Genomic DNA, 24,351 nt, shown 5'->3' with positions numbered 1-24,351 from the left:
GCGTTTTCATGCGCATATCAGTACGGCATCCACGATCCAACTGCTATAGGCCTCCCCCAAAGACTCGCGACGCGAGAAGAGGGCCTTAAAAAAAGGGTTCGGTCAAAGACCGCTAAAAGTTACGGGCATCCATCGCTGGGACGTCAATCCTTTGACGCAGGCATTCGCCGATAAAACCTGGCGCTCTCATGCGGAAGTGTTGTAACCGCGTCATCGGATCCTTCGAACTACCTCTTCGAAACGGTTAGCAGATACCACGCCTCGCGCGAAGCTTGACGAGGGGAGAGGCTGCGGCTGTGTCACTGACATCCCATTCCAAAGGAATTACTCCGATGAACAAGATCACGCTTTCCGCTACGGCGATCCTCATTGCCTCCCTGGCCACCAGTGCTTTCGCGCAACCGCAGCCTAGCGATGACGGCGGCCAGAAGGTGGAAAAGTGCTACGGCGTTGCCTTGGCCGGCCAGAACGACTGCAAGGCGGGCGCTGGCACCACGTGCGCGGGAACGTCGGCGAAGGATTATCAAGGCAATGCGTGGAAGAACGTGCCGGCCGGTACCTGCACGTCGATCAAGACGCCCAAGGGCCATGGTTCGCTGACCCCCACCGCGCCCTGACCTGATGCCACTGGACCTGGTGCGGAGTGATCTTCGGATCCTCCTCATCGGGCTCATCACTAAATCCATATCCATTCCGGAGTTCGACATGGAAATTGCAAATGCCTTGGTCTCTCCCGCACCGCGCCTTCGCCGGTTTGAGGCCTGGAACCGCGGCGCCGAGAGGGTCTCGCACCTGATTGGCCACTCACTGTTGGCCCTGGCATGCCGGTTCTCGATTGCGGCCATTTTCTTCTTGTCCGGTCGAACCAAGGTCACGGGGTTTTTGACGTTGAAGCCGGGAACGTATGAATTGTTCCGCACCGACTATCGACTGCCCTTTGTGCGCCCGGAAATCGCCGCCCACGTCGCTGCCTATTCCGAACACTTTTTCCCGTTGCTGCTGGTGCTTGGTCTGTTCACACGGGGCGCTGCGCTGGCGCTTTTGGGCATGACCACGGTGATTGAGGTGTTCGTGTATCCCGATGCGTGGCCAACGCATCTGTCATGGGCTGTGCCGATGCTGTATCTGATTGGGCGTGGCGGCGGAAAAATCTCGCTCGACAAGGTGTTTGGCATCAAGTAACGCGAAAAGAAGGTTTGTGGCGGCAGGCGCCCTGGGGGACAGGATTATGTTGGCGAAGTTGACGATACGGACGTGGTTGTTGTGTTTTCTCGGGCTGTTTTCCCTGGCGCTATGGTGGTCGGTCGCGCAGGCATGGGTTGATGCGCGGGAGGCAACGCAGATCGTGGGCGATCTGGACCGCCTGTCCACCAGCGACATCGAGCCGCTGCACGAAATACAGCGCCTGTTGCTGTCGACGCTGGTGAGCATGGACAGTGCTTACATTAACCTTCAGCGTGGCAATCAGGTTGCCGCAACAAACTATACGCGCCGCGCGTCGGCGCTGCGGATGCAGGCGGACAAGCTGTTCAAGTCCTGGAGTGCGAACGTCTCCGGTAACGATGCTTCCGCCGATGAAGTCCATCGCATAAGCGATGCCTATACCAAGTACACCGACATTCTCGGTGTCCGCGAAGAGGCGCTCTATGACGTCTCTTTGAACGACTACGTGGCCGCTACCAGCGGTGCCGAGAAGGCCGATTCCACTTTCCAATCCACGCTGCGCGATGCCATTGAAGCGGCAAAACGGCATCGCGATGCGTTGAAGGCGCAATCGGACGGGCGCGCGCTGCGAAACGGACACGTAGCGGTGATCATGGCGGGGCTTTCGGTTTTTCTGCTGCTTCTTTATTGGCAGCTCATCTACCGCGTGCTTCTGCGGCCTTTGCGCGAGGTGACGCAAACCTTTCAGCGCATTGCCACGGGTAATTTGAGTATTGCGATCGAAAGTCGCTCCAGAAATGAAATCGGCGCGCTTTATGCGGCGCTGAACGTGATGCAGTCCGATCTTGTGCAAACCGTCGCCACCATTCGACAGGGCACCAATGACGTCACCTACGGCATCCAGCACATTTCCAGCGATAATCGGGAACTGTCCGGTCAGACACGACGCCAGGCAACATCGCTGCAACAAGCTTCTGTAACGCTGGGGCAGTTGGCCGAGGCGGTGCGTCAAAATGCTTCCAATACCCTTCAAGCCGACACCTTGGCAAGTGAGGCGCGTGCCGAGGCGGTATTGGGCAGTGAAAAAGTATCTCAAGTCGCATCGACGATGGATGCGGTGTCGGAGAACGCCAGCCGCATTGCCGAAATCGTAGGCCTTATCGAAGGCATCGCCTTCCAGACGAATATCTTGGCGCTCAATGCCGCTGTCGAGGCCGCGCGTGCCGGCGAGCACGGTAAAGGTTTTTCAGTCGTCGCCAGCGAGGTACGCTCTTTGGCGTTGCGCAGTGCGCAGTCGGCCAAGGAAATTAAGACGCTGATCGAAGCCTCGAGCGAGTCGGTACAGTCGGGTGCGCGCCAGGCTTTGGAGGCGAACACGGCCATGAACCAGATCGTCAGCTCCGTCGAGCGGGTCAGCGCGACGATGAAGCGTGTTGCGGCGGCCACATCCGAACAGTCCGGCGCGATTGCGCATGTAAGTCATGTCGTGGCCGATCTGGATAAGGCAACCCAACAGAATGCTTCGCTCGTTCAACGCACGGCCGACGCCGCGGGGGCGCTGGAAGGGGACGCGGGCCGACTGGTTGACGCGGTAAGCGTCTTTCAGATTCACGATAGCCCGGATTCCGGCGCCGCCTTGATCGAATGGTCAGCGCGCGTGGCCTAGGGCCTGTTCACACTATTGGCGGGCTACGCCAATAGTGTGAACAGCCTAGCGGGCCATGCGATGGAATTAGCAGCCCGAGCGATGGAGATTGGGTCGGCGGCTGTGGCAGAACAGCGGCCCCGCTACCAGCGCAGCAGCCGGCGTCCCAGCAATGCGCCGATGGCAGAGACCAGCACCATGCCAAGGACGTACCAGATGCTCCAGAAAGCCGGACTCATTTCGGGGCAGTGAAAGCAGTACGCCACGGTGGCCACGGTTCCGGCGAGCATGCCTGACGCAGCGCCTGCCCAGCGCAGATGCGTCGGCGCAAGTTTTGTCATGGCGTAAAAGATGGCGATGAAGCCGGGGATGGATAGCAGCAAAATATTGAAAGGGCACGACCGCCAGGAATGCCCCAACAACGCCAGAGCCCTATCCGCGGGCGCCGCGCCGGATACGACCACGATACCGGCAATCCATACGCACAACACGGGCAGGATCAGGAAAGCCCAGCCCACGCCGATGGTGCCCCCAGGACGACCCAGCCGGCTGGTGGCAAGTAACGCGCCCACGCTCAGGCTCAATGGAAAGGCAAGCTTCTCCCAAAAAATGGGGGTTTTGATAGCGCTTGCCAGATCGGGGCGCATGCCGAAAACGGTTAGCATCAACACGAACGCCCCGGCCAGCGCGACCAGCAGCGCACCGCTTACGAGCAGCGGTGGCGTGTTCTTCTTGACTGGCCCCATTTCCGTGGAAAGCAGCTCGACGAGGTCTTCGGTCCTCATGGCGCCTCCCGCATCCGTGCGGCAAGTGCTTTGATACCGCGATGCACGTTTACTTTTACGGCCGATTCCGACAGTCCCAAAAGCGTGGCAGTTTCAGCGATGGACATGCCTTGCAGTTTAACATGGAGGATAGATAGGCGCTGTTTGTCGGGCAGGTAGTCCAGCAATGTGCGTATATCCCGGCGCGCGTCTTGGGGTTCATCGTCCGGCGATGAAAAAATTTCTTGGTGATCGTCGATCGGATCATTCAGTGAATCGCGCCGCGCGCGTGCGCGAAAGAAATCCATCAATTTGTAGCGCGCGATCGCATGGATCCACGCGGTCAAAGGCTCCTCAGGTCGATAGGTGTGCCGCGCGTGATGCACAGCCAGCAACGTTTCCTGAATCAAGTCTTCGATGTCTTCGCGCATCTTGGGGATGCGCTTGCGCAGGTAACCGCGCAAGTAGCGTGTCAGATCGCTTAAAAAGAGCCGGTAGCTGACGGCGTCGCCATCCAGGCTGCTAACGAACAGTGCCTTTAATCGAGCCTCTTCCGAATACACCGTGGCACGCTCCATCACAACGCAGTGTGGTCTCGTACTGCCTGGGCCATGGTCCCATTCGGGCGTGCGAAACGGGCATGCCGCGCCGTGGCATTGTCCCGGTCGCATGCGGCCGTCCCAGGTCGTGAGCGGCGGCTCCGGATGGGGCAGGTCGCCGTGCCTTGGCCGGCGTCCCCATGTGCTGCATGCAGGACGGACTTTGCCCCTTCGTGCCCTAACCACAAGGCGGCGGAGCCGGTCCAGGCCCGTTTAGAGCCGGCGGCGGTGCATTCGCGTTTACTCCTGTCATTCATGGCTGTGGCCGGCGGCAGTTTTAGAACAATTGATTTAGAATATCAAAGCGTCGTATCAATTCAAGGCTGACGCTTAGAAGAGGTGCTATGGCTCGCCCGCGCGAATTCGATGAAACAGCTGTACTTGACGCGGCGATGCAGCAGTTTTGGATGTATGGCTATGAGGCCACCTCTGTTCGTGACCTGGCGCAGAGCATGGGGATAACCGGGGCGAGCCTTTACAATGCGTTCGGGGACAAACGCACTCTTTTTCGCCGTGCGCTTGCGCACTATGTCGAAACAAGCTTCGGCGACCGGGTGGGGCGCTTTGAACATGGGTTGGCGCCTAGGGCCGCACTGGAGGCCTTCTTCCGCGAGATCATCGATCGCTCCGTTCAGGACGAAGATCGAAAGGGATGCCTGCTGGTCAATTCCGCGTTGGAAGTTGCCCCTCATGATCCGGACTTCCAGGCGACAATCGCCGAAGTGCTTGCCAAGGTTGAAGCGTTCTTTCGCCGATGCATACAGGCGGGGCAGCGCACCGGCGAGATACCGTCGTCGCAGTCCGCCGAGGACCTGGCCCGGCTCCTGCTGGGCGTGCACCTGGGCATACGGGTGCTTGCCCGAACACGCCCGGAGCGCGCGCTATTGGAGGGGCTCGCACGTCCGGCGCTGGATCTCCTGAAACCCAGCCGCAGCAGCCAGCACAAATAGTCCCGGCTACGCGGCCTGCTGCACAGGCGTGCCGGCGAGGCGATCGCCGGCACCCATTCATCATGCAACCTTCGCCGATACGACGGGAAAGTCGATGTCGGTTCCAGCCACTTCATTGATGTAGTTGGTGAGGGTATTGAGCGCTACGTGAAGAACGATTTCGATGATTTGGGCGTCCTCGTAGCCGGCCACGCGGACGGCGTCCAGGTCATGCTGAGATACCTGGCCGCGATTTAGCGTCACCTTGGCGGCGAAACGGACAGCCGCATCGGCATAAAGGTCGTTGGATGCGCCGTTACGGTTGGCGGTGATCTCCGCGTCATCGAGCTTGGCGACATGCTTGCCAAGATAGGTGTGGGCGGACAGGCAGTAGCTGCAGCCATTGATCTGTGCCACCGCCAGCGCGATGCGTTCGCGCGTGGCCGGTGGGAGGCTGCCTTTGCTCAAGCCTCCGAACAGGCCCATGAAAGCCTCCAGGGAGGCCGGGCTTGTCCCGATGAGGCGGAACATGTTCGGCACGACGCCAAGCTGTTTCTGTACCCCTTCCAACAGCGGCTTGGACTGGGCGAGAGAGGCATCGATCGAAGCGGGAGTGGCGATACGAGACATGGCAAATTTCCTGGTCAAAGCCGGTAACTCCGGCGGTGAGACCAAGGTAGCCACTACCGAAATTCGGTACTAGATGGCATATTTTGGAATAATTATTTCATTATTCGGAAAATACCATGGACCGCCTGGAAGCCATGCAGGTGCTGGTCGATATAGCAAACGCCGGAAGCCTGTCGGCGGCAGCCCGCCACTTGAACATGCCCCTGGCTACCGTGAGTCGAAAACTGGCCGATTTGGAAAAACACCTCCAAACGCGATTGATCATTCGCTCAACGCGGCGGCTCACGCTGACCGAAGCAGGCGAAGCCTATGTCGCGACGTGCAAGCGGATACTCGAAGAAGTCGAACAGGCAGAGAAACTTGTCGCAGGCGAATACACAGAGCCCAAGGGCGACCTGGTTCTGACCGCGCCGGTGGTCCTGGGACGCATGCACGTCCTCCCCATCATCAACGATTTCCTCAAGGCCTACCCCAACATCAACATCCGTGCCGTATTCGTGGATCGATGGATCAATTTGATCGAGGAACATGTGGACATCGCCGTGCGTGTAGGCCAATTGCCGGACAGCGGCTTGGTCGCCCTTCCGGTAGGTGCTGCACGCCAAGTGGTTTGCGCCAGTCCGGAGTACTTCAAACGTCACCGTCCACCGGTCCGTCCGGGCGATCTATTTGCGCATGCATGCGTAGCCTTTGAAGGTGCGCTGCCATCCCACGCCTGGTTGTTTGCTGAAAACAACCAGCCCGTTTCGACCCCGGTTCGGGCGCGACTGGTTGTCAATTCCGCGGAGGCAGCGATAGAGGCTGCGATCGCAGGCATCGGTGTCACCCGTGTCCTCAGCTACCAGATTGCCCGGCACGTTAAGGAAAAAAAGCTCAAGGTCGTCCTGGAGGCATTCGAGCCGCCGGCACTGCCCATTCACCTGGTACACGCCGGTCAGGGGCGATTACCTTTGAAGCTTCGCGCTTTTCTTGACTTTACCGTTCCACGTCTAAGACGCGTTTCCTCTTTTTAGCGCCGCGTGATGTTCATGCAACCGTCGTAGTCAGCTGCCAATCACCTGGCCATCCTGTTGCCGTCCAATCAAAAACTTACGCAGGCCACACTCGTTTGGGCCAAAATGCCGGGCAGCGCATTGATCTCGCTTTCACGCGCGATATGTCATGAAAATGTGTGAACGAGGGGGTGCTTAGGGGGCGCCGGCATCTGAAAACGATTGCCAACTGTTTACCTATGCTGTTGTGTGCAAAGTTGCATGCCGACGCGGTCTGGCATCGGCCGTGTCCCAGCGTGCGCGCTTTGATGGACCGCAGATGGCGCGCTTGGTTTTGTCTGGCCGGAATGTAGCCGCGCATCAAGATAGTCGGGCTGACGATCGCTGCAGGCACTCCTCGCGGGAGGCGGCGGGTTACTGAGTTGGTACGCAAGTAACGGTAACCAAAAATACGAGAAGGGATACAAGCCTCGGGTGTAGGAATGACCATGCACATTAGTGCCAACCATGGAGAAAGTCGTGACCGTTAAATTTTACAAGGCCAAGGTCCGGAAAAAGTCTGACACTGCTGAGCTTGATGCTGAGACAACCGTTAATTGCATCCTCATTAAATTCGCTGACGGCACTTTTGCCATCCAAAAAAAGAAATGTGAGATCAAGGCAGGCCCCTATATCCTGAAAGACGGAGAGCCTGAGGAGTACACCATCACCAGAGCGAGGCGTCCGCCTGTCATTGCGATGTTCCAAAAATGCGTAAAGGCGCCCGTGCAGCTACCCGATACGTGTATTGAGAGCGCCGAGCACGTCATCAAATGCATATTCGCTAATACGCATGAGGTGCAATGCATTCCTAATGGAATGGGGGCTGTTGTCTCTATGTCCATCGGTCAAGACAGTTCGTTTGATATCGATGGAGAAATGGATGTCGAAGTAAATGAAGACGGCGAATGCAAAAAATTGAAGAAACCAGTAGGCATGGATTTGCCCACGGTGGCATATCTAAAATTTAGACTTAAAAAATTGACTGCTTCTAAAGACGCCAATCGCGAAAACTTTGCGCCTGGGGAAGGCATGATATTGGTGTATACAAAGAACCCCAAAGATCGACCCGATGGCTGGTGGTCGGTCCATGCCGTAGCCGTTCTCATAAAATCGAAGGACCGTGAAGATCCATTCATGGTGGTGAGCGAGGTCTTCGCAGACCGCAACAAAAAGGACAGCGACCCTGTTGAAATGGTGAACGGGTGGAATTTGAACTACTTCCGTAATGCCATGGATTTCAAGGAATCCTATCAGCGAGTAATGCCAAGAAATTCCTATACGCTTTGGAAGCTTAGCGCCAGCAAGCGCGAGTCGTAGATCGGCCTTATCTGGGAATTTCTTTTTCGGATCAATCGCGCAAAATTGAGTGCCCTCACCGTAGAAAAACGTTGGCCTCACGCCTTGGCGACGGTTAGTGTAAGGCAACGCATTTGCCGTAGGGCACTTCGTGGATGGGAAGGCCAAATCTCATGACTGCCGAGAAGGCCAGGCATCTCGCCATGGCGGCTGGCGTGCTGGTCGTTATATCGATTCGCCAGCGGATTGGCCAAGCACGCTCTTGGTCTGCTCCCTTCGCCAGGAACCCTCAGCTACGGTGTCGCGCCAATCGGTTTCGATTGGCCGTGCCTGGGTGTCAGCCAGGCCAGTGCGATGGCGATGACAAAAAGCGCCGGCACATCGCCAATGAGATGCCCGTGATGCTCCGCCGAGGCCAGCGCTTGCGCCGTCATGATCAGCCCATGCACGACGCTGGACCAGACCGTGAACCATATCAGGCTCAGATGACTGAGCGGATCGCTGGAAGCACGAAGAAGAAACACACCCAAGGTGGCATAGATTCCCACGATCATCATCGGGTAATCGGAATAGCCGGTATGCCATGTCCAACCCGATGGCCATACCAGCATAAGCGGGTAGATCAGAAAAAAGAGGATTCCCACGATCCGCAACACGGTCTTGAGAAGGCTCATGCGCTGTGCAATGTTCATGGTCGATGCTCCCCGGGTATGCGAGTGCCGTTGCACCCAGTGCGTCCCCTGAAAAGGCATGAAACTTGCTGCGAAAATCACTATGCATTGCCAGGCTGGATTGTGCGCTCGCAGGCGGCCGGTTTGCCAGTTTTCGCGTGGTGCACCCGCCCGAATGGACGGTGCCGCAGCCCTGCATCGGATGATGCGTGCGTTATTCGCGCGCTTGTGCCGTCGTTGCCTGCTCTGAACTCCACCCCAGCCCAAGGCTCTTCTGCAGCGATACAAAATCCTTGATCAGTTGCGCATTGCCTTGAACCAGATTCTGCTGCGCGTTGAACTGCAAGCGTTCGGTATCCAACAGGTCGATCAGCGAGGAAGCGCCGGCAGCGTAGCGCTGGCGCATCAGGGTGGATGAGCGGTCGGCCGAGGCCTCGATGGTTTGCAGGCGCGCGACGCTTTCGCGCTGGTGGCCGTAGCGGGAGAGGGCGTTGTTGGCGTCCTGCAGGGCGGCAAGCACGGTCTGCGTGTAGTTGGCTTCAGCTTCTTCGCGGCCGGCCTTGGCCTGCCGGATCTGGCCGCGGGTGCGGCCGAAGTCCAGCACGTCCCATTGCAGGTAGGGTGCGCCGAGCCAGGTAAAGGCGCTCTTGCGCATCAGGTGGCCGGGGTCGGCGGCGTCGGTGCCGATGTAGCCAAGCAGGTTGACTTTGGGGAACAGGTCCGCTTCGTGCTGCCCGATCTGTGCGGTGCTGGCGGCCAGGCGGCGTTCGGCGGCGCGGATGTCGGGGCGCTGCTTCAACAATGCCGCCGGATCGCTCACCGATACGGACGTGGGCAGCACGGGCAGTGGTGCCGGTGTGGAAAGTTGCTGATCGAGTGCGCCGGGTGCCTGGCCGGTGAGCACGGCGAGCTGGTCGAGCGATTCGGTGATCTGCTCGTCCAGCGGAATCAGTGTGGCCTTGGTGTTTTCCACTTGCGTGGTTTGCCGTTCCACATCGGCATCGGGCACGACACCGCGCGCCCGCTGCTGGCGGATCAGGTCGAGCGTTTTTTGTTCGAGCGCGGCCGACTGGTTGGCCAGGGCGAGACGCTGCTGCTCGCTTCGCAGGTCGATGTAGGCCTGCGCTACTTCGGCGGCGAGCGATACTTGCGTGTCGGCGAGGTCGGCATCCACCGCTTCGGCTTGCGCGGATGCAGCCTCGATGGCGCGGCGCGTGCCGCCGAAGATGTCGATTTCCCACGAGGCATCGAACCCCGCCGTGTAGAACTGCAATGGGCCGCGGCCTTGCGAAGTGCCGCTGGTTTGCGCGTTTTGTCCGGTGGACTGCGAACTGCTGGACGATTGCTGCGAAGATCCTTCCAGACTGGAAAGGTCCGGTGAGCGCATGCGCAGCGCGGCAGCATCGGCCGATACCGTGGGCGCTTGCGCCGCACGCTGCTGTTGCAGTTGCGCGCGCGATTGACGCAGGCGTGCCTGTGCGGCGTGCAGGTCGGGGTTGTTCTTCAAGGCCTGGTTGATCAGCGTATTCAACTGCGGATCGTTGAGCGCTTCCCACCAGCGGCTGGGCGAAGGCCCTGGCTCTACGACGTTGGCCGGTGCGCGCACGAAGCTGCGGGCATGGATGGCGCCGCCGGCGACGTCGGGCGCACCGCGATAGTCGGGGCCAACGGTGCAGCCGGCGAGCATGGTCGTGGCGACCACGGCGGCGGAAACGGGAAGGCGCAGGTGGCGCAGGCGAGTCATCGGCATCAAGGTATCCTCAGTGGCCGCCGCTGGCCGGCGCGTGGTAGCGCGGCGTTTTCAGCAGCAGCGCGAGCGGAACACAGCACAGCAGGGCGATTCCCAGCAGGTAAAAAACTTCGGAAAAGGTCATCACCATGGCCTGCTGCTGGATCTGTTCGGCCAGTTGCGCCAGCGCGCGCATGTGCGAATAAGCCATGTCGCCGGTGCGCGCGAACCAGCCGGCCGCGCTGGCGGCGATGCGCTCCTGGCCCAGCACGGAATTGGCGGTCAGCGATTGGCGGATGGCCGCGACGTGGAAGGTGTTGCGGCGGTCGATCACCGTGCCGATGATTGCCAGGCCAATGGAGCCGCCCAGATTGCGCGCCATGTTGTAGATGCCGGCGGCATCGCCCGAATCCTCGCGTGACACGGCGGCCATCGAGGCCTGGTTGAGCGGCATCATCGCCAGCATCTGTCCTGCGCCGCGCACCAGCTGCGACCAGAAGAAATCGTGTCCGACGCTCTGCGCGGTGAGGTGGATGTCCAGCATGCAGCTGATCACGAAACACATCAGGCCGATGATGACCAGGATGCGGAAATCCACCCGGCCCAACAGGCGCGGCAGGATCGGCATCACCATGAACGCCGGCACGCCTGAGATCAGCATCACCCAGCCGGACTGCTCGGCGTTGTAGCCGGCGATCAGACCGAGAAACTGCGGGATGAGGTAGATCACGCCATATAGCGCCGCGCCCACCACCAGCACAATGAAAATCACGCTGGCGTAGCGCGCATTGCCCAGCAGGCTCAGGCGCATCACCGGCCGCTTGGCGGTGAACTGCGAAATGGCAATCAGCAGCATTCCCAAGGCCGACACCACGCTGAGCCACACGATCATGTCCGATTCGAACCAGCGCTCGCGCTGGCCTTCTTCCAGCACCACCGTCAACGAACTCAGGCCGGCCGACAAACCCACAATGCCCAGCCAGTCGGCCTGTCTGAGTGCTTCAAGATGCAACGGCGCCGATGGCAGGCCGGCGATCAGCAGTGTGATCAAGCCGATGCATACCGGCAGGTTGATGAAGAAGCACCAGCTCCAGCTGATGTTTTCCGTCAGCCAGCCGCCGAGCACCGGGCCCAGAAGGGGACCCAGCAGCACGATCAGGCCGAACGCGGTCATGCCGATGGGCAATTGCGACATCGGCAGGCGCGTACGGATGATGGTCTGTGCGGTGGGGATCATCGCGCCGCCGGTCAGGCCCTGGCCGATGCGGCCGATGATCATCGCGATCAGCGTGTGCGACAGGCCGCACATCATCGAAAACAGGATGAACAACACCGCGCAGCCAAGCAGGAAGTTGCGCAGGCCGAACACCCGCGTGAGCCACGCCGCCAGCGGGATGATCACGATTTCCGACATCAGGTAGCCGGTGGAAATCCAGGTGCCCTCGGTGCCCGTGGCGCCGATTTCGCCCTGGATCTGCGGCAGTGCCGAGTTGGTGATGGAGATGTCCAGCGTCGCCATCAGCGCGCCGAGCGAACCGGCCGCCACGGCGATCCAGTCCGCGACGGTGGCGCGTTCTTCCGGATGCGGCACTGGACTGGCGGTGGCTTCAGCCATGCGTGTTGTCCGTCGCGGACGATTGCGTATGGACATCCGAACGCGTGTCCACGTCCACCGTTACGGACAGGCCCGGCACCAGTCGCTTGAGCGTTGCCTCGTCGGCATCGATGCGGATGCGCACCGGCACGCGCTGCACGATCTTGGTGAAGTTGCCGGTGGCGTTTTCCGGCGGCAGCAGCGCGAATTCCGAGCCGGTGCCGGGTGCGAAGCTATCGACCACGCCGTGCAGGTCGGCATCGGGCAGGGCATCGACGTGCACCTGGGCCGACTGGCCCGGGCGCATGCGGCCGATCTGCGTTTCCTTGAAATTGGCGGTGAGGTAGATGCTTTGCACCGGCACCACCGTCATCAGGCGCGTGCCTGGTTGTGCGTATTGGCCCACGCGCACGGTGCGATCGCCCACGCGGCCGGGCAGCGCACTGCGCACCACGGTGTCCTGCAGATCCAGTTGCGATTGCTTGGCCGATGCTTGCGCCGCTTCCAGTTGCGCGCGCGCCTGGGCGATCTGCGCATTGAGGTCGGCCACCCGGGCCAGGGCCTGGTCCAGCGCGGCTTTGTCCGCGCTCACGCTGGCGCGGGCCTGGTCGCGGTTGCTTAGCAGGATCGAATACTGGTCGCCGCTTTCGGCGCCGGTCTTGGCCAGCGGGCCGTAGCGGCGCACTTCGTCCTGGGCATGCTTGAGGCTGACCTGCGCCTCTAGCAGTTGCGCGCGCGCCTGCTCGATGGCCGCCCGCTGCTGCACGATGCCGGCTTGCGCGCGCAGGATGTCGGCATTGCGCGCATCGACCGTGGCGTTGGCCTGGTCCAGCGCGGCCTGATACTGGCGGCCATCCAGCCGCACCAGCGGTTCGCCGGCCTTCACCGAGGCGTTGTCGCCCACATACACGTCGGTGACGTAGCCGCTGACCTTGGGTGCCACCGTGACGCTGTCGGCCTGCAGGTAGGCGTCGTCAGTGCTTTGGATAAAGCGCCCGACCAACCACCAGTAGGCCAGTGCCACGATGCCCACCAGTGCCAGCACGATGCCGACCGGCAGCAGGAAGCCCGGCACCTTGCGTCGCGGCGGCGCCCCGGACGAGACACGGGATGCGTCAGCCGGCGCGTTTGCGTTGGAAGCAGGCATTGCCTTTTCACCCTGAAATTATTCCAGCTGGAAAAGTTATTCCAGTCGGTATATTTTTGTCAAATGTTATCTTTGGTCATCGATGGAGAATTCTCATGACCCAAGCCAAGCGCCTTCGCCGCCCGCCCGCAGGCGGCTATGCCCGGGGCGACGAAACCCGCCAGCGCATCATCGACGCCGCCATCCAGTTGTTCGGCGAACATGGGTTCGACGGCGCGTCCACGCGCGACATCGCCGCCGCCGCCGGGGTCAATGCACCGGCGTTGCAGTATTACTTCGGGAACAAACAAGGCCTGTACAAGGCTTGCGCCCAATACATCACCGACGACCTGCACGCGCGCTACGCGCCATCCATCAAGCAGGCCAACGATGCACTGAAGAACGACGCCGGCATCGATGCGCTGATCGAGGCCTATCTATGCTTCCAGACCGTCACGCTGGACAGCGTGGTAACGCAGCACCATTTTTCCAAAGGGCGCCTGATCGGCAGGGAGATGGCCGGCGAGTCGCCCAAGGTCGCCTCTGAAATGCTGCAGCAGAAAATTCGCGAGCCGATCAACAAGCTGGTGTGCGCGTTGCTTGCGCGCATCATGAGCGCGCGCCCCAACGACACCCTCGTGCGCATCCGCATGCTTACGCTCAAGGGCATGGTGCTGGCGTTCTACTATCCGCCCGGCGCCTGTCTGGATCTGCTGAAGTGGAAGGAAATCGATGCGGAGAAAGGTGCGTTGATCAAGGCCGCCGTGCACGAGCAGACGCGCACGCTGTTGCTCAGCTGGCATGAGGCGGGAAAGCGGCCCAAGGCGCTGCCATAGAGGGGTACTGTGGGGCGTTTGCGCCCTCACGCGGCATCCCCTGCTTCGCGGGCACGGAGCGCCGTCGCTTTCCATTGGCCGCGATCGCGCAGCCGTAGAAACGGGCGTTCGACGAGATAATGCAGCAACGCCGCCGCGGCAAAAGCGGCCAGCGCGCAGCACATAAAGGTGAGCGTGCCGCGATGGCTGAGCGCATCCGGAAGATGTGTCCAGGCGAGTTTCAGCACCGCTTTGTGGCATAGGTACAGGCTGTATGAAATGGTCGCGATCCAGCGGATGCCGGGCAACCTTATCCGCGCCAGCGCGCCATCCGGACTCGCGGCGGCGGCCACCAGCAACGCCAGGCCAAAGGACAGGATCGGAAACCCCACCGTGCATGCGGCAAAGGTCAGGATGTCCTGAAATAGCCAGGCCGCGACCGTCACCGTGACGCACCCGGCCAATGCGAGCGCATTGGCGTGACGCTGCAGGCGCTGCCATAGCGACGGGCGATAGACGTTCAAGATCGCAAGCCCCACGCCGCACAGCAAACCATCCAGGCGCGCATAGGTGGGGTAATAGATCAGCGCCATGTAGCGGCGCAGGTTCATGTCCAGCACACCGCTGCCGTCGTTGCTGGGCGCCGCCGATTGCCACCACGCAAAACCGCGCCATGCCAGGCCGGCCAGCATCAGGCCGAACAGCACCGCCAGCACGCGCTTGACGCTGGCGCCCGGTGCCATGACGGTGACCATCAACGGAAACACCAGATAAAAGTGTTCTTCCACGCACAGCGACCACGCCGACGAGAACGTGTGCAAACGGCTCGGGTCGATCAGCAGGTTCATGGTGAACGTAAGAAATTGCCACATCGGCTGCATCGCCGCCTGTTCCCGCAGGGTGGGGATCAGGAAAAGCAGCGCCAGCATGGCCAGGTACGCAGGCAGGATGCGGTAGGCGCGCTGGCGGTAAAACGTTTTGAGGTCCACCTTGCCGGTGCGCTGGTAGCGCAGCAGCAACTGCCGCCCGATCAGGTAGCCGCTGAGCACAAAGAACAGGTCCACGCCCATCCAGCCGTCGTCTTGGATCCAGCCGAAGCCGTAGCCCATGCCACCGGCAATCCACGCATGGGTGCACATCACCGACAGGATCGCCACGGCGCGCAACAGATCCAGACCGGGTATGCGGTGCATGTGTTTCCTCCCTGAGACCGTGGGCGAGCATAGGGGAAGGCGGGGCTCCGATGACGGCTTTGGATGGATTGCCTTCATGCTGCCTTTTTCCCGGCTCATCGGCGCCAGAGGCGGTGGCGGCATGCTTGCTGCCGGCCCCGGCGCGGGCCTTAGCGCAACACGCAAAGGGCAAGTAAGATAGGCCCGGTCCACCGTCCGCCCGCAGGGCCGCCTGCCATGAGTATTTCCAGCGTAAGCAGTACTCAGTCGCAGCCCATCAGCGGGCTAGTCGCGCCGTTATACCTGCACCCTAAAAAGGTGCCGGGCAGGTCGGTGACGCCGGCTTCGATTGCCTCGACGGATGTCTCCACGCAAGGTGCAAGCCAGATGGCCGCGGCGGTTGCGGCAGCGCTTTCACAGCTGGGTCTGACCGGCATGCCGGGCAAGGCATCCGCGGTGGCTGCCACCACCGTAGCGGCGGCCAGCGGCACGGACGCAGACGCGCGCGGCAACAACGCACCGGCGGCCTCTCAGCTGCAGCAGCAAAAAGCATCGCCGCAGTTGCAGCAGTACAAGAATGTCGCGGCAAATTTCTCCAACCTGGCCCAGGCACTGGGTTCGGTTGCCGGCGGTGCTTCACCCGCCGCGAACGGCTCGGGCAATTTGACCGGCGTGTTCCAGAACCTCTGGACGTCGATGGGCGTGTTGCCCAACGAGGTCTCAAGCGGCACGGCACCGAGCCTGCCCGCGTTTTTGCAGGCGCTGGCGCAGCAAATCGGCGAAAGCGGTATCGCCGGCCTGCGCGGGGTGTTTGTCGATACGACGGCGTGATGGCGCAGCATCGAGCAACAGCGCGTGCGTTCTTGCGGGAGTTGAAATTCGTGGATGTCGGTCAAGCATTCCTCGATCGAGAAGAAATGGCCGGCGTGTCATTCATGCACAACGACTACGTGCGTGTCGTAAAGGGCCAATGGGCCGGCTTCTTCGGTTCGCTGGTGTCGCTCATTACGGTTGAACCCGAACCTTTGTTTATTCTTGAATCGGAAGCAGGGGTGGACGTTCAGGTGAAACAGTCCGACATCGAGTTTGTCGCCAGAGCGTAAGCCGTTCTTGCCTTCGCAGGTGCCGATCCATGCAAGCGAACGGCATCGATATCGCCGCGCACGTTGCAAGCTAGAACTGTCCGCAGCGCTTAGGGCGGTTTTTACATCAAGGCAATGAGGGAGGTGCAGGTGGTCTTCTTTGCGCTCACCAGGCATGGCGTGGCCGAGATGCTCGACCTCGCCAGGGGAAACAACGCCCCGGTCTGGGTGAATCAGGGTCTTTTGGATGCTGCCGATCTTGATAGGTGGCGATCTGAAGGGGTCAGCTTGACCGATTTCCTGTACTGGATTGATCCTTCCGATGCGTCGTGCGTCCAGGCTGCGGTGGAGACCATCAGGGAGCATCATCCCCATCAGGTGTTGTACATGGAGCGAGTCTGAGCGCCTTCTCCGCTTGCGGCACGGCACGGGCTTATCTTTGCTCGGAACAGGCCATGCACGGTTGCGGTGATATGGCGGCGGTAGCACGCATGATCCACCGCGACGGTATCGTGGTTCGTGGGCTTGCTCGCCATCCACAGGGGAAGTGATGAGGGACTTAACGCGTTGGATGAAAGGGGTAGGCTCCTTGCGGTGTTGCGTGTTGCCGCCGCCCGCGATGCCGGACTGATCCGTCGCACTCATTCGGCCACGCTTTTCCTTGGGCTATTTAAGCCATCGCGCGACACCGCCGTGATGCGAGCACGTGCCGCTGTGATGCAGGCTGAAACTGTAGCTGCCGTCCCGGCATTGTGCCGAGGCGCCGGCCGGGGCGGCACCTGAAACGGTATGCGCCGGGCGATGCACGATCGCGCCATCGCGGTTTACGTAGTTGCCTTGCTCGACCAACGAGGTAGCGTCATGACTGACGCTGCGCGTCCCTTGCGACGAACTGTCGGGCTGGGCCTGCTGCCCCATGGCGGTGGCGCCAAGTCCAAGGGCCAGCGCCAAAAACAAGCCAATCTGCCTATGCATACACTCCCCCTGGAGCGATCCTGTTCGCAGTACGCATGCAAGGTGCCTGCCAGGCGGATCGCGCTCGGGCAACCTCCGGCAGACATGCGGCGAAGGTCGCGGCCGTTCCGCAAAGCCATGCATCTGGACATCCAGCGGCCGGCCGCGCAGGATGGGGTGCAACCGACCAACAGGGAGCGGGGCCATGGACACCGGTCCGCAGATCGAGATGTACAAAGACATCGAGATTCGCTATGGCTACAGCTCGCGCGATGACGTGTACTACGCGCACTTCGCGCTACCCTCCAGGCATGAGCCCAAAGGTTTGCTGCAATGGGTGAAGATGGATGTCACGCCCGGTCTCCTGCCCGGACGCCAGAAAGCCTGCGGGCACACTGCGCAGGAAGTGCTGGATGCGGCGCATACGGTGATCGATCGCTACTTCAATGCGTGACGATACGCACAAGCCGGAAGCACGGTAGCGGCTGCGATACGTGGTGTGTCGTTTTTCAAAACGGAGTAAGCCGGATAAGGTCGAGCAGACGGTTTCTGGTGCCTCCGTTTCGTTTTTCGCAGGCCCATAGCGCCAAGGACTGAACGATGGCAAAGCAGGCGACGAAGGAAGATCCGTTCAAGCAATTGGGCTACCACGCCGACGATATGCGCGCGGCCTTGAACGCGATCGCGCCGAGTATGTCTACAAGCTCGGCAACATGCAGTGGGTGAACGAGATCAAGGCGGGCATCGCCAACGAAAGCGCCAAGACCCAGCTCCAAGCGCGGATTGCGGCAGGCAAGCTTGTTGGGATGAGCTTCAAGGCGTGGCCCGCGTGAAAGCATTTGCGGGTTACCTGGAAAGCAAATGAGATGGGCACCGATGTGGCCGGAGTCGTCACCCGCACGCTTGGAACAATTTTCGCCGGTGGTTGAGGCGGTTAATCCGCGGAGCCGTCAGGCGCTTCCGTTAATGATCGCCGGCCACCAATACTTGGTGGCAAAGAAATAGGTCGCCACCATCAGCACGCCCACGACGACGCTCAATATCAACGCACCCGCCAGCTTGAACACCGGCCCGGCCTTGGCGGAAGCGCCACGCAGATAAATTTCTGCGACGGCCAGATTAGGTACGTAGAAAAAGAACGCCATGATGGCGTCGAACGGCCCGTGGAAGTTGTGGGTGTGCCCGAGTTTATGCGTGGCGAGAAACCAGATGGCGTACTCCATGCGGTAGAGCCACGAGCCGATGGCCAGCGCGAACAGGCGGATGGCCCATTGGCGGTGCGTGCTGAATTGGCGCGCCCGTGCATGGCGGTAGGCCTGCACGGCACAACAAACCATCAGTATGCCGTAGAGGCCAAAGCCCAGGTTCATGGTGATGCCGCCGATGGTGCCGGAGGTGACGATGAACGCCAGGCCGCCGAGGCCGGCGAGGATGGCGGCGGTGACGTAGACACGGCCCAGCCAGCGGTGCAGGGCCGGCATTTTTGCGCGGATACCGCCAAGCAACTGGATGAAACCCATGGCGAGGATCGTGCCGCCCGCGGCGAAATGGATGCCCATGCCGTAGGTCGCGGCGGTATGCGAGCCGGTGTAGAGGCCGGGCAATACGTTGTTCCAGCGCGCCGCCGAGAGCGAGGCGAGGGCGCCGGCGTAGAAGACGAGGATGTACAAGCCGAACAGGCCGCAGCTCAGCCAGGTAGTGACGGCCAGCGCGCGGCTGCTGAAGTCGAACAGGCGCGTCGCCCACGATCCGGCAGGCGCCGGCGGGCTGCTGTTCGCGGTGGCAAGCATGCCTTCGGCCACGGATGTCCCCCATGCGTCGGATGAAAATATCAAACGTCAGCCAAGGGATTCTAGAGGCAGGAAAGGGGAGGCTGCCAGCACCAGTCGAAGTATGGGCCGTTATCGGTCAGGGCGTGAACATGGCGTGACTTTGAATGACCGGGACATGCGCGAAGGGCGAAGTGCTTTGCTGCGCAAAAACACTCCGCGCAAGTGCACGAACCAATGCTCAGCGATCCACCATGGCCATCATCTTGTCGTTGTAACGTGGGCCGGAAATACTGCCCGGTGCCAGCGCTTCGTCCAGCGCTTTCATCTGAGCATCGTCGAGCGCGAGGGAGGCGGCCGCGATGTTTTCTTCCAGATAACTGCGGCGCTTGGTGCCGGGAATCGGCACGATGTGCTGGTCCTTGCGCAGGATCCAGGCCAGCGCGATCTGGCCGGGTTTCGCGTGCAGGCTCGTGGCGATGTCGCGCACCACCTGCGCGGCCTGCACGTTGGCGTCGTAATTCTTGCCCTGGTAGCGTGGATCGTTGCGGCGGAAATCGGTATCGGGGTAGTCCTCGGCGCGTTTTACTTCGCCGGTAAGAAAACCGCGCCCCAGCGGCGAGAACGCCACCAGGCCGATGCCCAGTTCATGCAGCAAAGGGATGATGCCCTGTTCGAGATTGCGCTCCCATAGCGAATATTCGCTCTGCAAGGCGGTGATGGGATGCACGGCGTGCGCGCGGCGAATCGTTTCGACACCGGCTTCAGACAGCCCCAGGAAACGCACCTTGCCTTGTTTCACCAGATCCCCCACGGTGCCGGCCACGTCTTCGATGGGCACATTGCGGTCCACACGGTGCTGGTACAGCAGGTCGATGTGATCGGTGCGCAGGCGCTTGAGCGATGCATCGACCACTTCGCGGATGTGCTCGGGGCGGCTGTCGGTGCCGGCGGTCTTGCCATCGACGATCTTGAAGCCGAACTTGGTGGCCAGCGTCACCTGATCGCGCTTGCCGGCCAGCGCGCGGCCCAGCAGTTCTTCATTGACGAACGGGCCATACACTTCGGCCGTATCGAGAAACGTGCAGCCCAGTTCGATCGCCCGATGCACGGTGGCAATGGATTCGGCCTCGTCGGCCGGACCGTAGGATTGGCTCATGCCCATGCAGCCAAGGCCGATGGCAGAAACGGTTAAACCCTGGTTGCCGAGTTTGCGTGCAGGTAATGTCATGACTTGCGTGTCCTGGCGATGCGTGGCGCGTAGCGGTGCGCAGGTGATTGGCGAGGCACCCTAACGATGCGCGATTGTCGCAAAAATCGCGTGAAAGCGGTGGCGAGGCGTGAATGGAGGCTCAACTCTGGATCGGTGCGGACTGCCCTGCATAGGCCTGCAGCGCATCCGGCCGATCGATCCGCTCGTTGCGCCGGACCCACGCAAGACACGGCCGTTCGATGAAGTGCCAGGAGAACGCAGCCAGTACCGCGGCAATAGGTATCGCCAGCGCGACGTTCTCGAAGTTGTTCCACGCCGGGAATAGATCCTCCACCGCCTGCTGCACGACGAAGCCGTAAAGGTAGATGCCGTAGGAATAATCGTGCCTGGGCCGCAGGCGTTGCAGCGAGCGTAGCGAGGAAAACCACAGCACGGCATAGACGAATGCCGGGTACAGCAGCAGCGCGCCGTCCACGTCATGGCGATTGGCGACATAAAGTGCGATCAGCACCATCGCTGGCAGCCAATGCAGCACGATGCGGTCGCGATAGGTGTAGAGCAACATGCCCAACATGAAAAAAGGCACGGGATAAAGCGAGTAGCCCGGCGGCAGTATAAAAAAGCCAGCCAGGGTCAGATGCGTAGGTGGCTGCTTTGCAATATGGAAAAACACGAAGGCGAGCAAGCCGATGGCGACGGCCGTTGCCGTGCGCGATTTCAAAACGCCAAGCAGGCCCAGCGCCAGCACCATTACGTAGCATTCCAATTCCACGGGGAGCGACCAGATCGTGCCGCTGACGAAGCCGGGGATGCGATTGTGCGGAAACACGCCTGGCAGCACGCCGTCAAAACCCATCACACCACCGAGCAGCGTGGCGTTGTGCAGCAGCCAGCGGTGCATGGTGGCATTGGCGAAGTAACTGGTCAGCGTGCCGTTGTAGAAAACCGGCCCCACCACGAATGCGATGAACAGGGCGCAGACGATCGCGCCCGGCCAGATGCGCAAGGCACGCGATGCGGCGAAGCGCAGGGCGGAGCGCTGCTTGATGAAACTGGCCGTCACCAGCATGCCGCTGATCAGGAAGAAGGCGAAAACGGCCATGCTGCCGATGGTTTCGCGCCCGGTGAACAGCAGACCCCATTCGCGGCCGGCACCGGTGCGCAACGCGAAGGAGTGGCTGACCATCACGCCCGTCGCTGCAAGCAGGCGCACCAGGTCGAAATTGTTGTTTCCACGCATCAAGGTGGAGGCAAGCGTCTTGGTGTTATTCGTCACTAAGCACCACGGGCGGAAAGGATGAATCGACCGATAAACCTAACTGGGCAGCTTATGACCAAGTGATTTAACAAGTATGCCGGCGCGATTCAAGCATGTGACGCATGGGTGCTGACGCCGCCCCGTGCGTGGCCTGGGAGGCAGTTTTAGCCGCCAATTAAAAGTCTTTATGTGGCAATGGCTTATGAATTTACGGGCTCGGCGATGAGTGCCAGGCCTTTTGGTTGCCTCGCCAGGTGTCGTTGCAGGCATCGCTTTGGACCGCCAGCGCGCCTACAACAGCCCGATGACAGCCATCCTCGTAGATGGCAAGCCTGGCCGACGGCAAGCAAGCGTTTAGGAGTCTTCTGATGGCAGCGCCTTCACAACACGCGCACTTTGTATTTAGGGAAACCGGAAGATGATGGGGGCAACAAGCGCACGCGCCGATGCCGATCGTTGATACGGGTGCGGTGCGAGGAGTCTTTGCGGTGAGCGAGCCTGACAAGAAAATCGAGTTGACGGTGGCGCCCGGTGTAGTGCTGATCCTTTCCCGTCATACCAAGCAGGGTACCGGCGATTTCCAGGCCATCCTCATGTTTCTCGGCAGCCTGCTGCACATTCCCAAGGTGCTGGCCTTTACGCCGTTCGATCACAAGGACGCCTGGATCGGCCGCCACACCGATGGCGAGGCGTTGTGGATCGGGCACGCGTGTTATCACATGCCGTTGACACAGCTGAAGCTTGCCGCGCAGTTTCTTGGTATCGCGGTACCGGCCCATTGCGTATGAGTTTCGACCGGCGCGTATTGGAAGCGAGCTGCACTGTTTGTCCTGGATCGAGGCGTGTGGGTGGGGGCACGCCTCCTTGAGAAATCGACGGCGTTCAGGTCAGCCGCCGAGGGGTTCCGTTGGGGGCTGACCGTACGTTTCAACGCATGGGAGGCGCTGCCATCGGCTGGCGGTGCGTTATTGCCAAAGGCAGCACCTCATCCAGCAGTGCAGGCAGGTCGCTGAACTGCGCGGCAATGCGGGTGGCTTGGGTGCCCATGTCTTTCTGGCCGTAGCCCCAGGCGGCGAAAACGCAAGGAACGCCAAGCGTGCGTGCGGCCCATACATCGGCCTGGTAATCGCCGATCATCACGGCCTGGTCCGGCGCGCCGCCCGCGCGCGACAGCGCTTCCTGCAAGTGGCGTGGATCGGGTTTGCGCGCGATTACCGTATCGCCGCCGCACACAACGGCGAAGTAAGGGCGGATACCCAGTTGCACGAGGATATCCTCGGCCACCGCTTCACTCTTGTTGCTGCACACGACCAGTCGCCAGCCGTTGTCGGCAAGCACCTGCAACGTGGTGGCCACGCCGGGGTAAAGCCGCGTGTGTACCGCGGCATGGCGAGCGTAGCGCCGGGCGAATGTGGCGATGTCTTCGTCACCCGGCATGGCGCCGCGCCGCTGGAATGCGCGCAGCGCGAACTGGTGCAGGCCATCGCCCATCAGTGCGGTGGCTTCGTCATAGGTCACATGTGCCAGATGCTGGATATCCATCACGTGATTGATGGCGGGAAGGATGTCCGGCACGGCGTCGATGAGCGTGCCGTCAAGGTCGAACAGGGCGACGCGCTGGTGGGCGTGGATGGGTTCGGGCATGGGGAGTGGGCGGCGGTTATTTAAGGTCAAGCGTGCGGTGCGGGCACCAATGATACGAGTCGGCACGCAAGCATGTTCGATGCAAAGGGCAACGCTATGGCCGATCTCTGATCTTTTCGTTATGTCACACGGTAGGCGTGGCGGATGTTAAAGCCATGGATCCACATGGGATCGGCGGCATCGCGCCTTGGCGGTACTGTGTGGTGTCACGTGGTGCGAGCTGTCAGTACTTGAGGTTGAGCTCGTCGATGTGGGCGCGGCTGGCTTCGAATAGCGCCTGGAATTCTTCTTCGCTCAGCTCGTCCGGCGCGTAAACGGCAACGGGGTCCCACACATGGTTGCCGGTCGGCTGGGGCGTGCGTGGGCCGCCGCGCAAGGAGAAAAGGATGCCGCCGCGTTCAAGCAGTTCGGGGGCCTCATCGAGTTGTTCTGTTGTTGAAGAAACGGCATCGATCAGGAAGAAGGTCGAAATCATAAGTGCCCGCCTCTTTTCAGCATGGCCTGGTGATGCGCCAGGCGATGGGTATTTTGCGCGCGGCAAGGTTGGTTTCTTCTTAAGGGATCCCTCGCTTGCCCGCAGGGAGATGGAAACGGCTGGCCCGGCGCGGCGCTTCCTTGCCGCGCGCCTACCTTCCCTGGGTTGCCTGACGCGGGGGGGGCTGCGTCGCTGTTTCGCTCAGGCACCCGCCTCGGCGAGGAACCATGCGCGGCCTTCCGCTTCGTCGATCCAGTTTTCGATCAGGCTGGCCGAGGCCACGTCGCCGTGCTGCTCGCACAGTTCATGCGTTTCGCGCAGGTTGACGGCCAGCTGCTGGTTGTCCTCAAGCAGCTCGGCCAGCATGTCCGGCGGAGGCATTGCATCTTCTTCATTGTCGAGCGTACTTTGCAGGCTCTTGGCGTGCGCCATTGAACGCAAGGTGGTGCCGCCAAGCTTGCGCACGCGTTCGGCGAGTGGGTCGGTGGCTGCCAGAATCTGCGCGCTTTGCTCGTCCAGCAGCAGGTGATAGTCGCGGAAATGCGGGCCGCTCATGTGCCAGTGGAAGTTTTTGGTCTTGAAGTACAGCGCGAACAGATCCGCAAGATTGCGGTTGAGGCTGGCCGATAGCGCGGCCACCGCCGCGGCGCTGAAACCGCCGGTACTTGCGCCGGTGCGGGCGGATGATTTGGTCACGGTCGTATCCATCACAGGCCTCCCTGGGTTTTGCACTGTTCTTCGGCCGGCCGGGCGACGGCGGGGGATTGAGTTGTGTCGTTCATGGCGGT

Annotated in this window: 27 protein-coding genes; 12 read left to right on the top strand and 15 right to left on the bottom strand. The window is 61.0% G+C overall.

Features of this window, described 5'->3' with window-relative positions; translation table 11 throughout:
• Positions 1–332 precede the first annotated feature (332 nt).
• Genes VME63_RS08685 through VME63_RS08675 form a run of 3 tightly spaced genes read left to right on the top strand, consistent with a single transcriptional unit; the run spans position 333 to position 2,830 of the window.
• On the top strand, positions 333–617 hold the full coding sequence (locus VME63_RS08685) for a DUF2282 domain-containing protein (RefSeq protein ID WP_325432315.1): 285 nt from the start codon (positions 333–335) through the stop codon (positions 615–617).
• Between the two features lie 4 nt (positions 618–621).
• Entirely contained in the window at positions 622–1,182 is a 561-nt protein-coding gene (locus VME63_RS08680; protein WP_325432314.1) for a DoxX family protein, read from the top strand.
• 46 nt (positions 1,183–1,228) lie between these two features.
• Positions 1,229–2,830: a methyl-accepting chemotaxis protein gene (locus VME63_RS08675; protein ID WP_325432312.1), complete on the top strand. Its 1,602-nt coding sequence runs from the start codon at positions 1,229–1,231 to the stop codon at positions 2,828–2,830.
• A gap of 122 nt (positions 2,831–2,952) precedes the next feature.
• Here the strand turns inward: VME63_RS08675 and VME63_RS08670 are convergent, their stop codons facing one another.
• Together VME63_RS08670 and VME63_RS08665 are read right to left on the bottom strand one after the other, a co-directional pair.
• Positions 2,953–3,594, bottom strand: coding sequence for a DUF1109 domain-containing protein (locus tag VME63_RS08670; protein ID WP_325432310.1), 642 nt, complete (start codon positions 3,592–3,594; stop codon positions 2,953–2,955).
• Complete coding sequence (locus VME63_RS08665) at positions 3,591–4,151, bottom strand: sigma-70 family RNA polymerase sigma factor (protein ID WP_325432308.1); 561 nt, start codon at positions 4,149–4,151, stop codon at positions 3,591–3,593. Before VME63_RS08665 ends, VME63_RS08670 begins: the two co-directional genes overlap by 4 nt.
• Positions 4,152–4,516: 365 nt before the next feature.
• Here VME63_RS08665 and VME63_RS08660 point away from each other — a divergent pair, with 365 nt between their 5' ends.
• Positions 4,517–5,122, top strand: coding sequence for a TetR/AcrR family transcriptional regulator (locus VME63_RS08660; protein ID WP_325432306.1), 606 nt, complete (start codon positions 4,517–4,519; stop codon positions 5,120–5,122).
• 60 nt (positions 5,123–5,182) lie between these two features.
• Here the strand turns inward: VME63_RS08660 and VME63_RS08655 are convergent, their stop codons facing one another.
• Positions 5,183–5,731, bottom strand: a complete 549-nt coding sequence (locus tag VME63_RS08655; protein ID WP_325432305.1) for a peroxidase-related enzyme — start codon at positions 5,729–5,731, stop codon at positions 5,183–5,185.
• A 116-nt stretch (positions 5,732–5,847) separates the two neighbouring features.
• On the opposite strand from VME63_RS08655, the gene VME63_RS08650 reads away from it, so the two are divergent.
• Together VME63_RS08650 and VME63_RS08645 are read left to right on the top strand one after the other, a co-directional pair.
• Positions 5,848–6,744 carry a LysR family transcriptional regulator gene (locus VME63_RS08650; RefSeq protein ID WP_325432304.1) on the top strand — a complete coding sequence of 299 codons (897 nt, stop codon included), beginning with the start codon at positions 5,848–5,850 and terminating at the stop codon, positions 6,742–6,744.
• A 498-nt stretch (positions 6,745–7,242) separates the two neighbouring features.
• The gene (locus VME63_RS08645) at positions 7,243–8,082 is read left to right on the top strand and encodes a hypothetical protein (RefSeq protein WP_325432302.1); all 840 of its coding nucleotides are present in this window, start codon (positions 7,243–7,245) and stop codon (positions 8,080–8,082) included.
• A gap of 272 nt (positions 8,083–8,354) precedes the next feature.
• Here the strand turns inward: VME63_RS08645 and VME63_RS08640 are convergent, their stop codons facing one another.
• The 4 genes from VME63_RS08640 to VME63_RS08625 all read right to left on the bottom strand — a co-directional run bounded on the left by VME63_RS08640 (position 8,355) and on the right by VME63_RS08625 (position 13,202).
• Positions 8,355–8,753: a DUF6632 domain-containing protein gene (locus tag VME63_RS08640; RefSeq protein ID WP_325432300.1), complete on the bottom strand. Its 399-nt coding sequence runs from the start codon at positions 8,751–8,753 to the stop codon at positions 8,355–8,357.
• Between the two features lie 193 nt (positions 8,754–8,946).
• A complete protein-coding gene (locus VME63_RS08635; protein ID WP_325432298.1) occupies positions 8,947–10,482 on the bottom strand; it encodes an efflux transporter outer membrane subunit in 1,536 nt (511 codons plus the stop codon).
• Positions 10,483–10,492: 10 nt separating this feature from the next.
• Positions 10,493–12,076, bottom strand: a complete 1,584-nt coding sequence (locus tag VME63_RS08630) for an MDR family MFS transporter (protein WP_325432296.1) — start codon at positions 12,074–12,076, stop codon at positions 10,493–10,495.
• Entirely contained in the window at positions 12,069–13,202 is a 1,134-nt protein-coding gene (locus VME63_RS08625; RefSeq protein WP_325432294.1) for an HlyD family secretion protein, read from the bottom strand. The genes VME63_RS08630 and VME63_RS08625 overlap by 8 nt, the downstream gene beginning before the upstream one ends.
• Before the next feature lie 95 nt (positions 13,203–13,297).
• Between VME63_RS08625 and VME63_RS08620 the strand changes: the two genes are divergently transcribed.
• The gene (locus tag VME63_RS08620; RefSeq protein ID WP_325432292.1) at positions 13,298–14,017 is read left to right on the top strand and encodes a CerR family C-terminal domain-containing protein; all 720 of its coding nucleotides are present in this window, start codon (positions 13,298–13,300) and stop codon (positions 14,015–14,017) included.
• A gap of 26 nt (positions 14,018–14,043) precedes the next feature.
• On the opposite strand, the gene VME63_RS08615 is transcribed toward VME63_RS08620, so the two are convergent.
• On the bottom strand, positions 14,044–15,189 hold the full coding sequence (locus VME63_RS08615; protein WP_325432290.1) for an acyltransferase: 1,146 nt from the start codon (positions 15,187–15,189) through the stop codon (positions 14,044–14,046).
• A gap of 216 nt (positions 15,190–15,405) precedes the next feature.
• On the opposite strand from VME63_RS08615, the gene VME63_RS08610 reads away from it, so the two are divergent.
• The 3 genes from VME63_RS08610 to VME63_RS08600 all read left to right on the top strand — a co-directional run bounded on the left by VME63_RS08610 (position 15,406) and on the right by VME63_RS08600 (position 16,652).
• Entirely contained in the window at positions 15,406–15,999 is a 594-nt protein-coding gene (locus tag VME63_RS08610) for a hypothetical protein (protein WP_325432288.1), read from the top strand.
• On the top strand, positions 15,999–16,271 hold the full coding sequence (locus tag VME63_RS08605) for a hypothetical protein (protein WP_325432286.1): 273 nt from the start codon (positions 15,999–16,001) through the stop codon (positions 16,269–16,271). Before VME63_RS08610 ends, VME63_RS08605 begins: the two co-directional genes overlap by 1 nt.
• A gap of 123 nt (positions 16,272–16,394) precedes the next feature.
• The gene (locus tag VME63_RS08600; protein WP_325432284.1) at positions 16,395–16,652 is read left to right on the top strand and encodes a hypothetical protein; all 258 of its coding nucleotides are present in this window, start codon (positions 16,395–16,397) and stop codon (positions 16,650–16,652) included.
• Positions 16,653–16,916: 264 nt separating this feature from the next.
• On the opposite strand, the gene VME63_RS08595 is transcribed toward VME63_RS08600, so the two are convergent.
• On the bottom strand, positions 16,917–17,225 hold the full coding sequence (locus VME63_RS08595) for a DUF3761 domain-containing protein (protein ID WP_325432282.1): 309 nt from the start codon (positions 17,223–17,225) through the stop codon (positions 16,917–16,919).
• A gap of 184 nt (positions 17,226–17,409) precedes the next feature.
• On the opposite strand from VME63_RS08595, the gene VME63_RS08590 reads away from it, so the two are divergent.
• Positions 17,410–17,658 (top strand): hypothetical protein, encoded by a 249-nt coding sequence (locus tag VME63_RS08590; RefSeq protein ID WP_325432280.1) that lies wholly within the window; start codon positions 17,410–17,412, stop codon positions 17,656–17,658.
• Between the two features lie 496 nt (positions 17,659–18,154).
• Here the strand turns inward: VME63_RS08590 and VME63_RS08585 are convergent, their stop codons facing one another.
• The 3 genes from VME63_RS08585 to VME63_RS08575 all read right to left on the bottom strand — a co-directional run bounded on the left by VME63_RS08585 (position 18,155) and on the right by VME63_RS08575 (position 21,462).
• A complete protein-coding gene (locus VME63_RS08585) occupies positions 18,155–19,006 on the bottom strand; it encodes a DUF2306 domain-containing protein (RefSeq protein ID WP_325432278.1) in 852 nt (283 codons plus the stop codon).
• A gap of 208 nt (positions 19,007–19,214) precedes the next feature.
• Positions 19,215–20,204: an aldo/keto reductase gene (locus VME63_RS08580; protein WP_325432276.1), complete on the bottom strand. Its 990-nt coding sequence runs from the start codon at positions 20,202–20,204 to the stop codon at positions 19,215–19,217.
• Between the two features lie 121 nt (positions 20,205–20,325).
• A complete protein-coding gene (locus VME63_RS08575; RefSeq protein WP_325432274.1) occupies positions 20,326–21,462 on the bottom strand; it encodes an acyltransferase in 1,137 nt (378 codons plus the stop codon).
• Between the two features lie 470 nt (positions 21,463–21,932).
• Here VME63_RS08575 and VME63_RS08570 point away from each other — a divergent pair, with 470 nt between their 5' ends.
• Complete coding sequence (locus VME63_RS08570; RefSeq protein WP_325432272.1) at positions 21,933–22,232, top strand: hypothetical protein; 300 nt, start codon at positions 21,933–21,935, stop codon at positions 22,230–22,232.
• Between the two features lie 139 nt (positions 22,233–22,371).
• Here VME63_RS08570 and VME63_RS08565 read toward each other — a convergent pair whose 3' ends face one another.
• The 3 genes from VME63_RS08565 to VME63_RS08555 all read right to left on the bottom strand — a co-directional run bounded on the left by VME63_RS08565 (position 22,372) and on the right by VME63_RS08555 (position 24,259).
• Positions 22,372–23,088 (bottom strand): HAD-IA family hydrolase, encoded by a 717-nt coding sequence (locus VME63_RS08565; RefSeq protein ID WP_325432270.1) that lies wholly within the window; start codon positions 23,086–23,088, stop codon positions 22,372–22,374.
• A 223-nt stretch (positions 23,089–23,311) separates the two neighbouring features.
• Entirely contained in the window at positions 23,312–23,563 is a 252-nt protein-coding gene (locus VME63_RS08560; RefSeq protein ID WP_325432268.1) for a hypothetical protein, read from the bottom strand.
• A gap of 201 nt (positions 23,564–23,764) precedes the next feature.
• Positions 23,765–24,259, bottom strand: coding sequence for a DNA starvation/stationary phase protection protein (locus VME63_RS08555; RefSeq protein ID WP_325432266.1), 495 nt, complete (start codon positions 24,257–24,259; stop codon positions 23,765–23,767).
• Positions 24,260–24,351 lie beyond the last annotated feature (92 nt).

The organism is Dyella sp. (assembly GCF_035503745.1).
Classification (GTDB): Bacteria; Pseudomonadota; Gammaproteobacteria; order Xanthomonadales; family Rhodanobacteraceae; genus Dyella_B.
This window is presented reverse-complemented; position numbering and strand designations above follow the sequence as displayed.

Bases quoted from the DNA above. Each gene is read 5' to 3' on its own strand.
- VME63_RS08685 (WP_325432315.1), top strand. From the start codon at position 333: ATGAACAAGATCACGCTTTCCGCTACGGCGATCCTCATTGCCTCCCTG.
- VME63_RS08680 (WP_325432314.1), top strand. From the start codon at position 622: ATGCCACTGGACCTGGTGCGGAGTGATCTTCGGATCCTCCTCATCGGG.
- VME63_RS08675 (WP_325432312.1), top strand. From the start codon at position 1,229: ATGTTGGCGAAGTTGACGATACGGACGTGGTTGTTGTGTTTTCTCGGG.
- VME63_RS08670 (WP_325432310.1), bottom strand. From the start codon at position 3,594: ATGAGGACCGAAGACCTCGTCGAGCTGCTTTCCACGGAAATGGGGCCA.
- VME63_RS08665 (WP_325432308.1), bottom strand. From the start codon at position 4,151: ATGGAGCGTGCCACGGTGTATTCGGAAGAGGCTCGATTAAAGGCACTG.
- VME63_RS08660 (WP_325432306.1), top strand. From the start codon at position 4,517: ATGGCTCGCCCGCGCGAATTCGATGAAACAGCTGTACTTGACGCGGCG.
- VME63_RS08655 (WP_325432305.1), bottom strand. From the start codon at position 5,731: ATGTCTCGTATCGCCACTCCCGCTTCGATCGATGCCTCTCTCGCCCAG.
- VME63_RS08650 (WP_325432304.1), top strand. From the start codon at position 5,848: ATGGACCGCCTGGAAGCCATGCAGGTGCTGGTCGATATAGCAAACGCC.
- VME63_RS08640 (WP_325432300.1), bottom strand. From the start codon at position 8,753: ATGAACATTGCACAGCGCATGAGCCTTCTCAAGACCGTGTTGCGGATC.
- VME63_RS08635 (WP_325432298.1), bottom strand. From the start codon at position 10,482: ATGCCGATGACTCGCCTGCGCCACCTGCGCCTTCCCGTTTCCGCCGCC.
- VME63_RS08630 (WP_325432296.1), bottom strand. From the start codon at position 12,076: ATGGCTGAAGCCACCGCCAGTCCAGTGCCGCATCCGGAAGAACGCGCC.
- VME63_RS08625 (WP_325432294.1), bottom strand. From the start codon at position 13,202: ATGCCTGCTTCCAACGCAAACGCGCCGGCTGACGCATCCCGTGTCTCG.
- VME63_RS08620 (WP_325432292.1), top strand. From the start codon at position 13,298: ATGACCCAAGCCAAGCGCCTTCGCCGCCCGCCCGCAGGCGGCTATGCC.
- VME63_RS08615 (WP_325432290.1), bottom strand. From the start codon at position 15,189: ATGCACCGCATACCCGGTCTGGATCTGTTGCGCGCCGTGGCGATCCTG.
- VME63_RS08610 (WP_325432288.1), top strand. From the start codon at position 15,406: ATGAGTATTTCCAGCGTAAGCAGTACTCAGTCGCAGCCCATCAGCGGG.
- VME63_RS08605 (WP_325432286.1), top strand. From the start codon at position 15,999: ATGGCGCAGCATCGAGCAACAGCGCGTGCGTTCTTGCGGGAGTTGAAA.
- VME63_RS08595 (WP_325432282.1), bottom strand. From the start codon at position 17,225: ATGCATAGGCAGATTGGCTTGTTTTTGGCGCTGGCCCTTGGACTTGGC.
- VME63_RS08590 (WP_325432280.1), top strand. From the start codon at position 17,410: ATGGACACCGGTCCGCAGATCGAGATGTACAAAGACATCGAGATTCGC.
- VME63_RS08580 (WP_325432276.1), bottom strand. From the start codon at position 20,204: ATGACATTACCTGCACGCAAACTCGGCAACCAGGGTTTAACCGTTTCT.
- VME63_RS08565 (WP_325432270.1), bottom strand. From the start codon at position 23,088: ATGCCCGAACCCATCCACGCCCACCAGCGCGTCGCCCTGTTCGACCTT.
- VME63_RS08560 (WP_325432268.1), bottom strand. From the start codon at position 23,563: ATGATTTCGACCTTCTTCCTGATCGATGCCGTTTCTTCAACAACAGAA.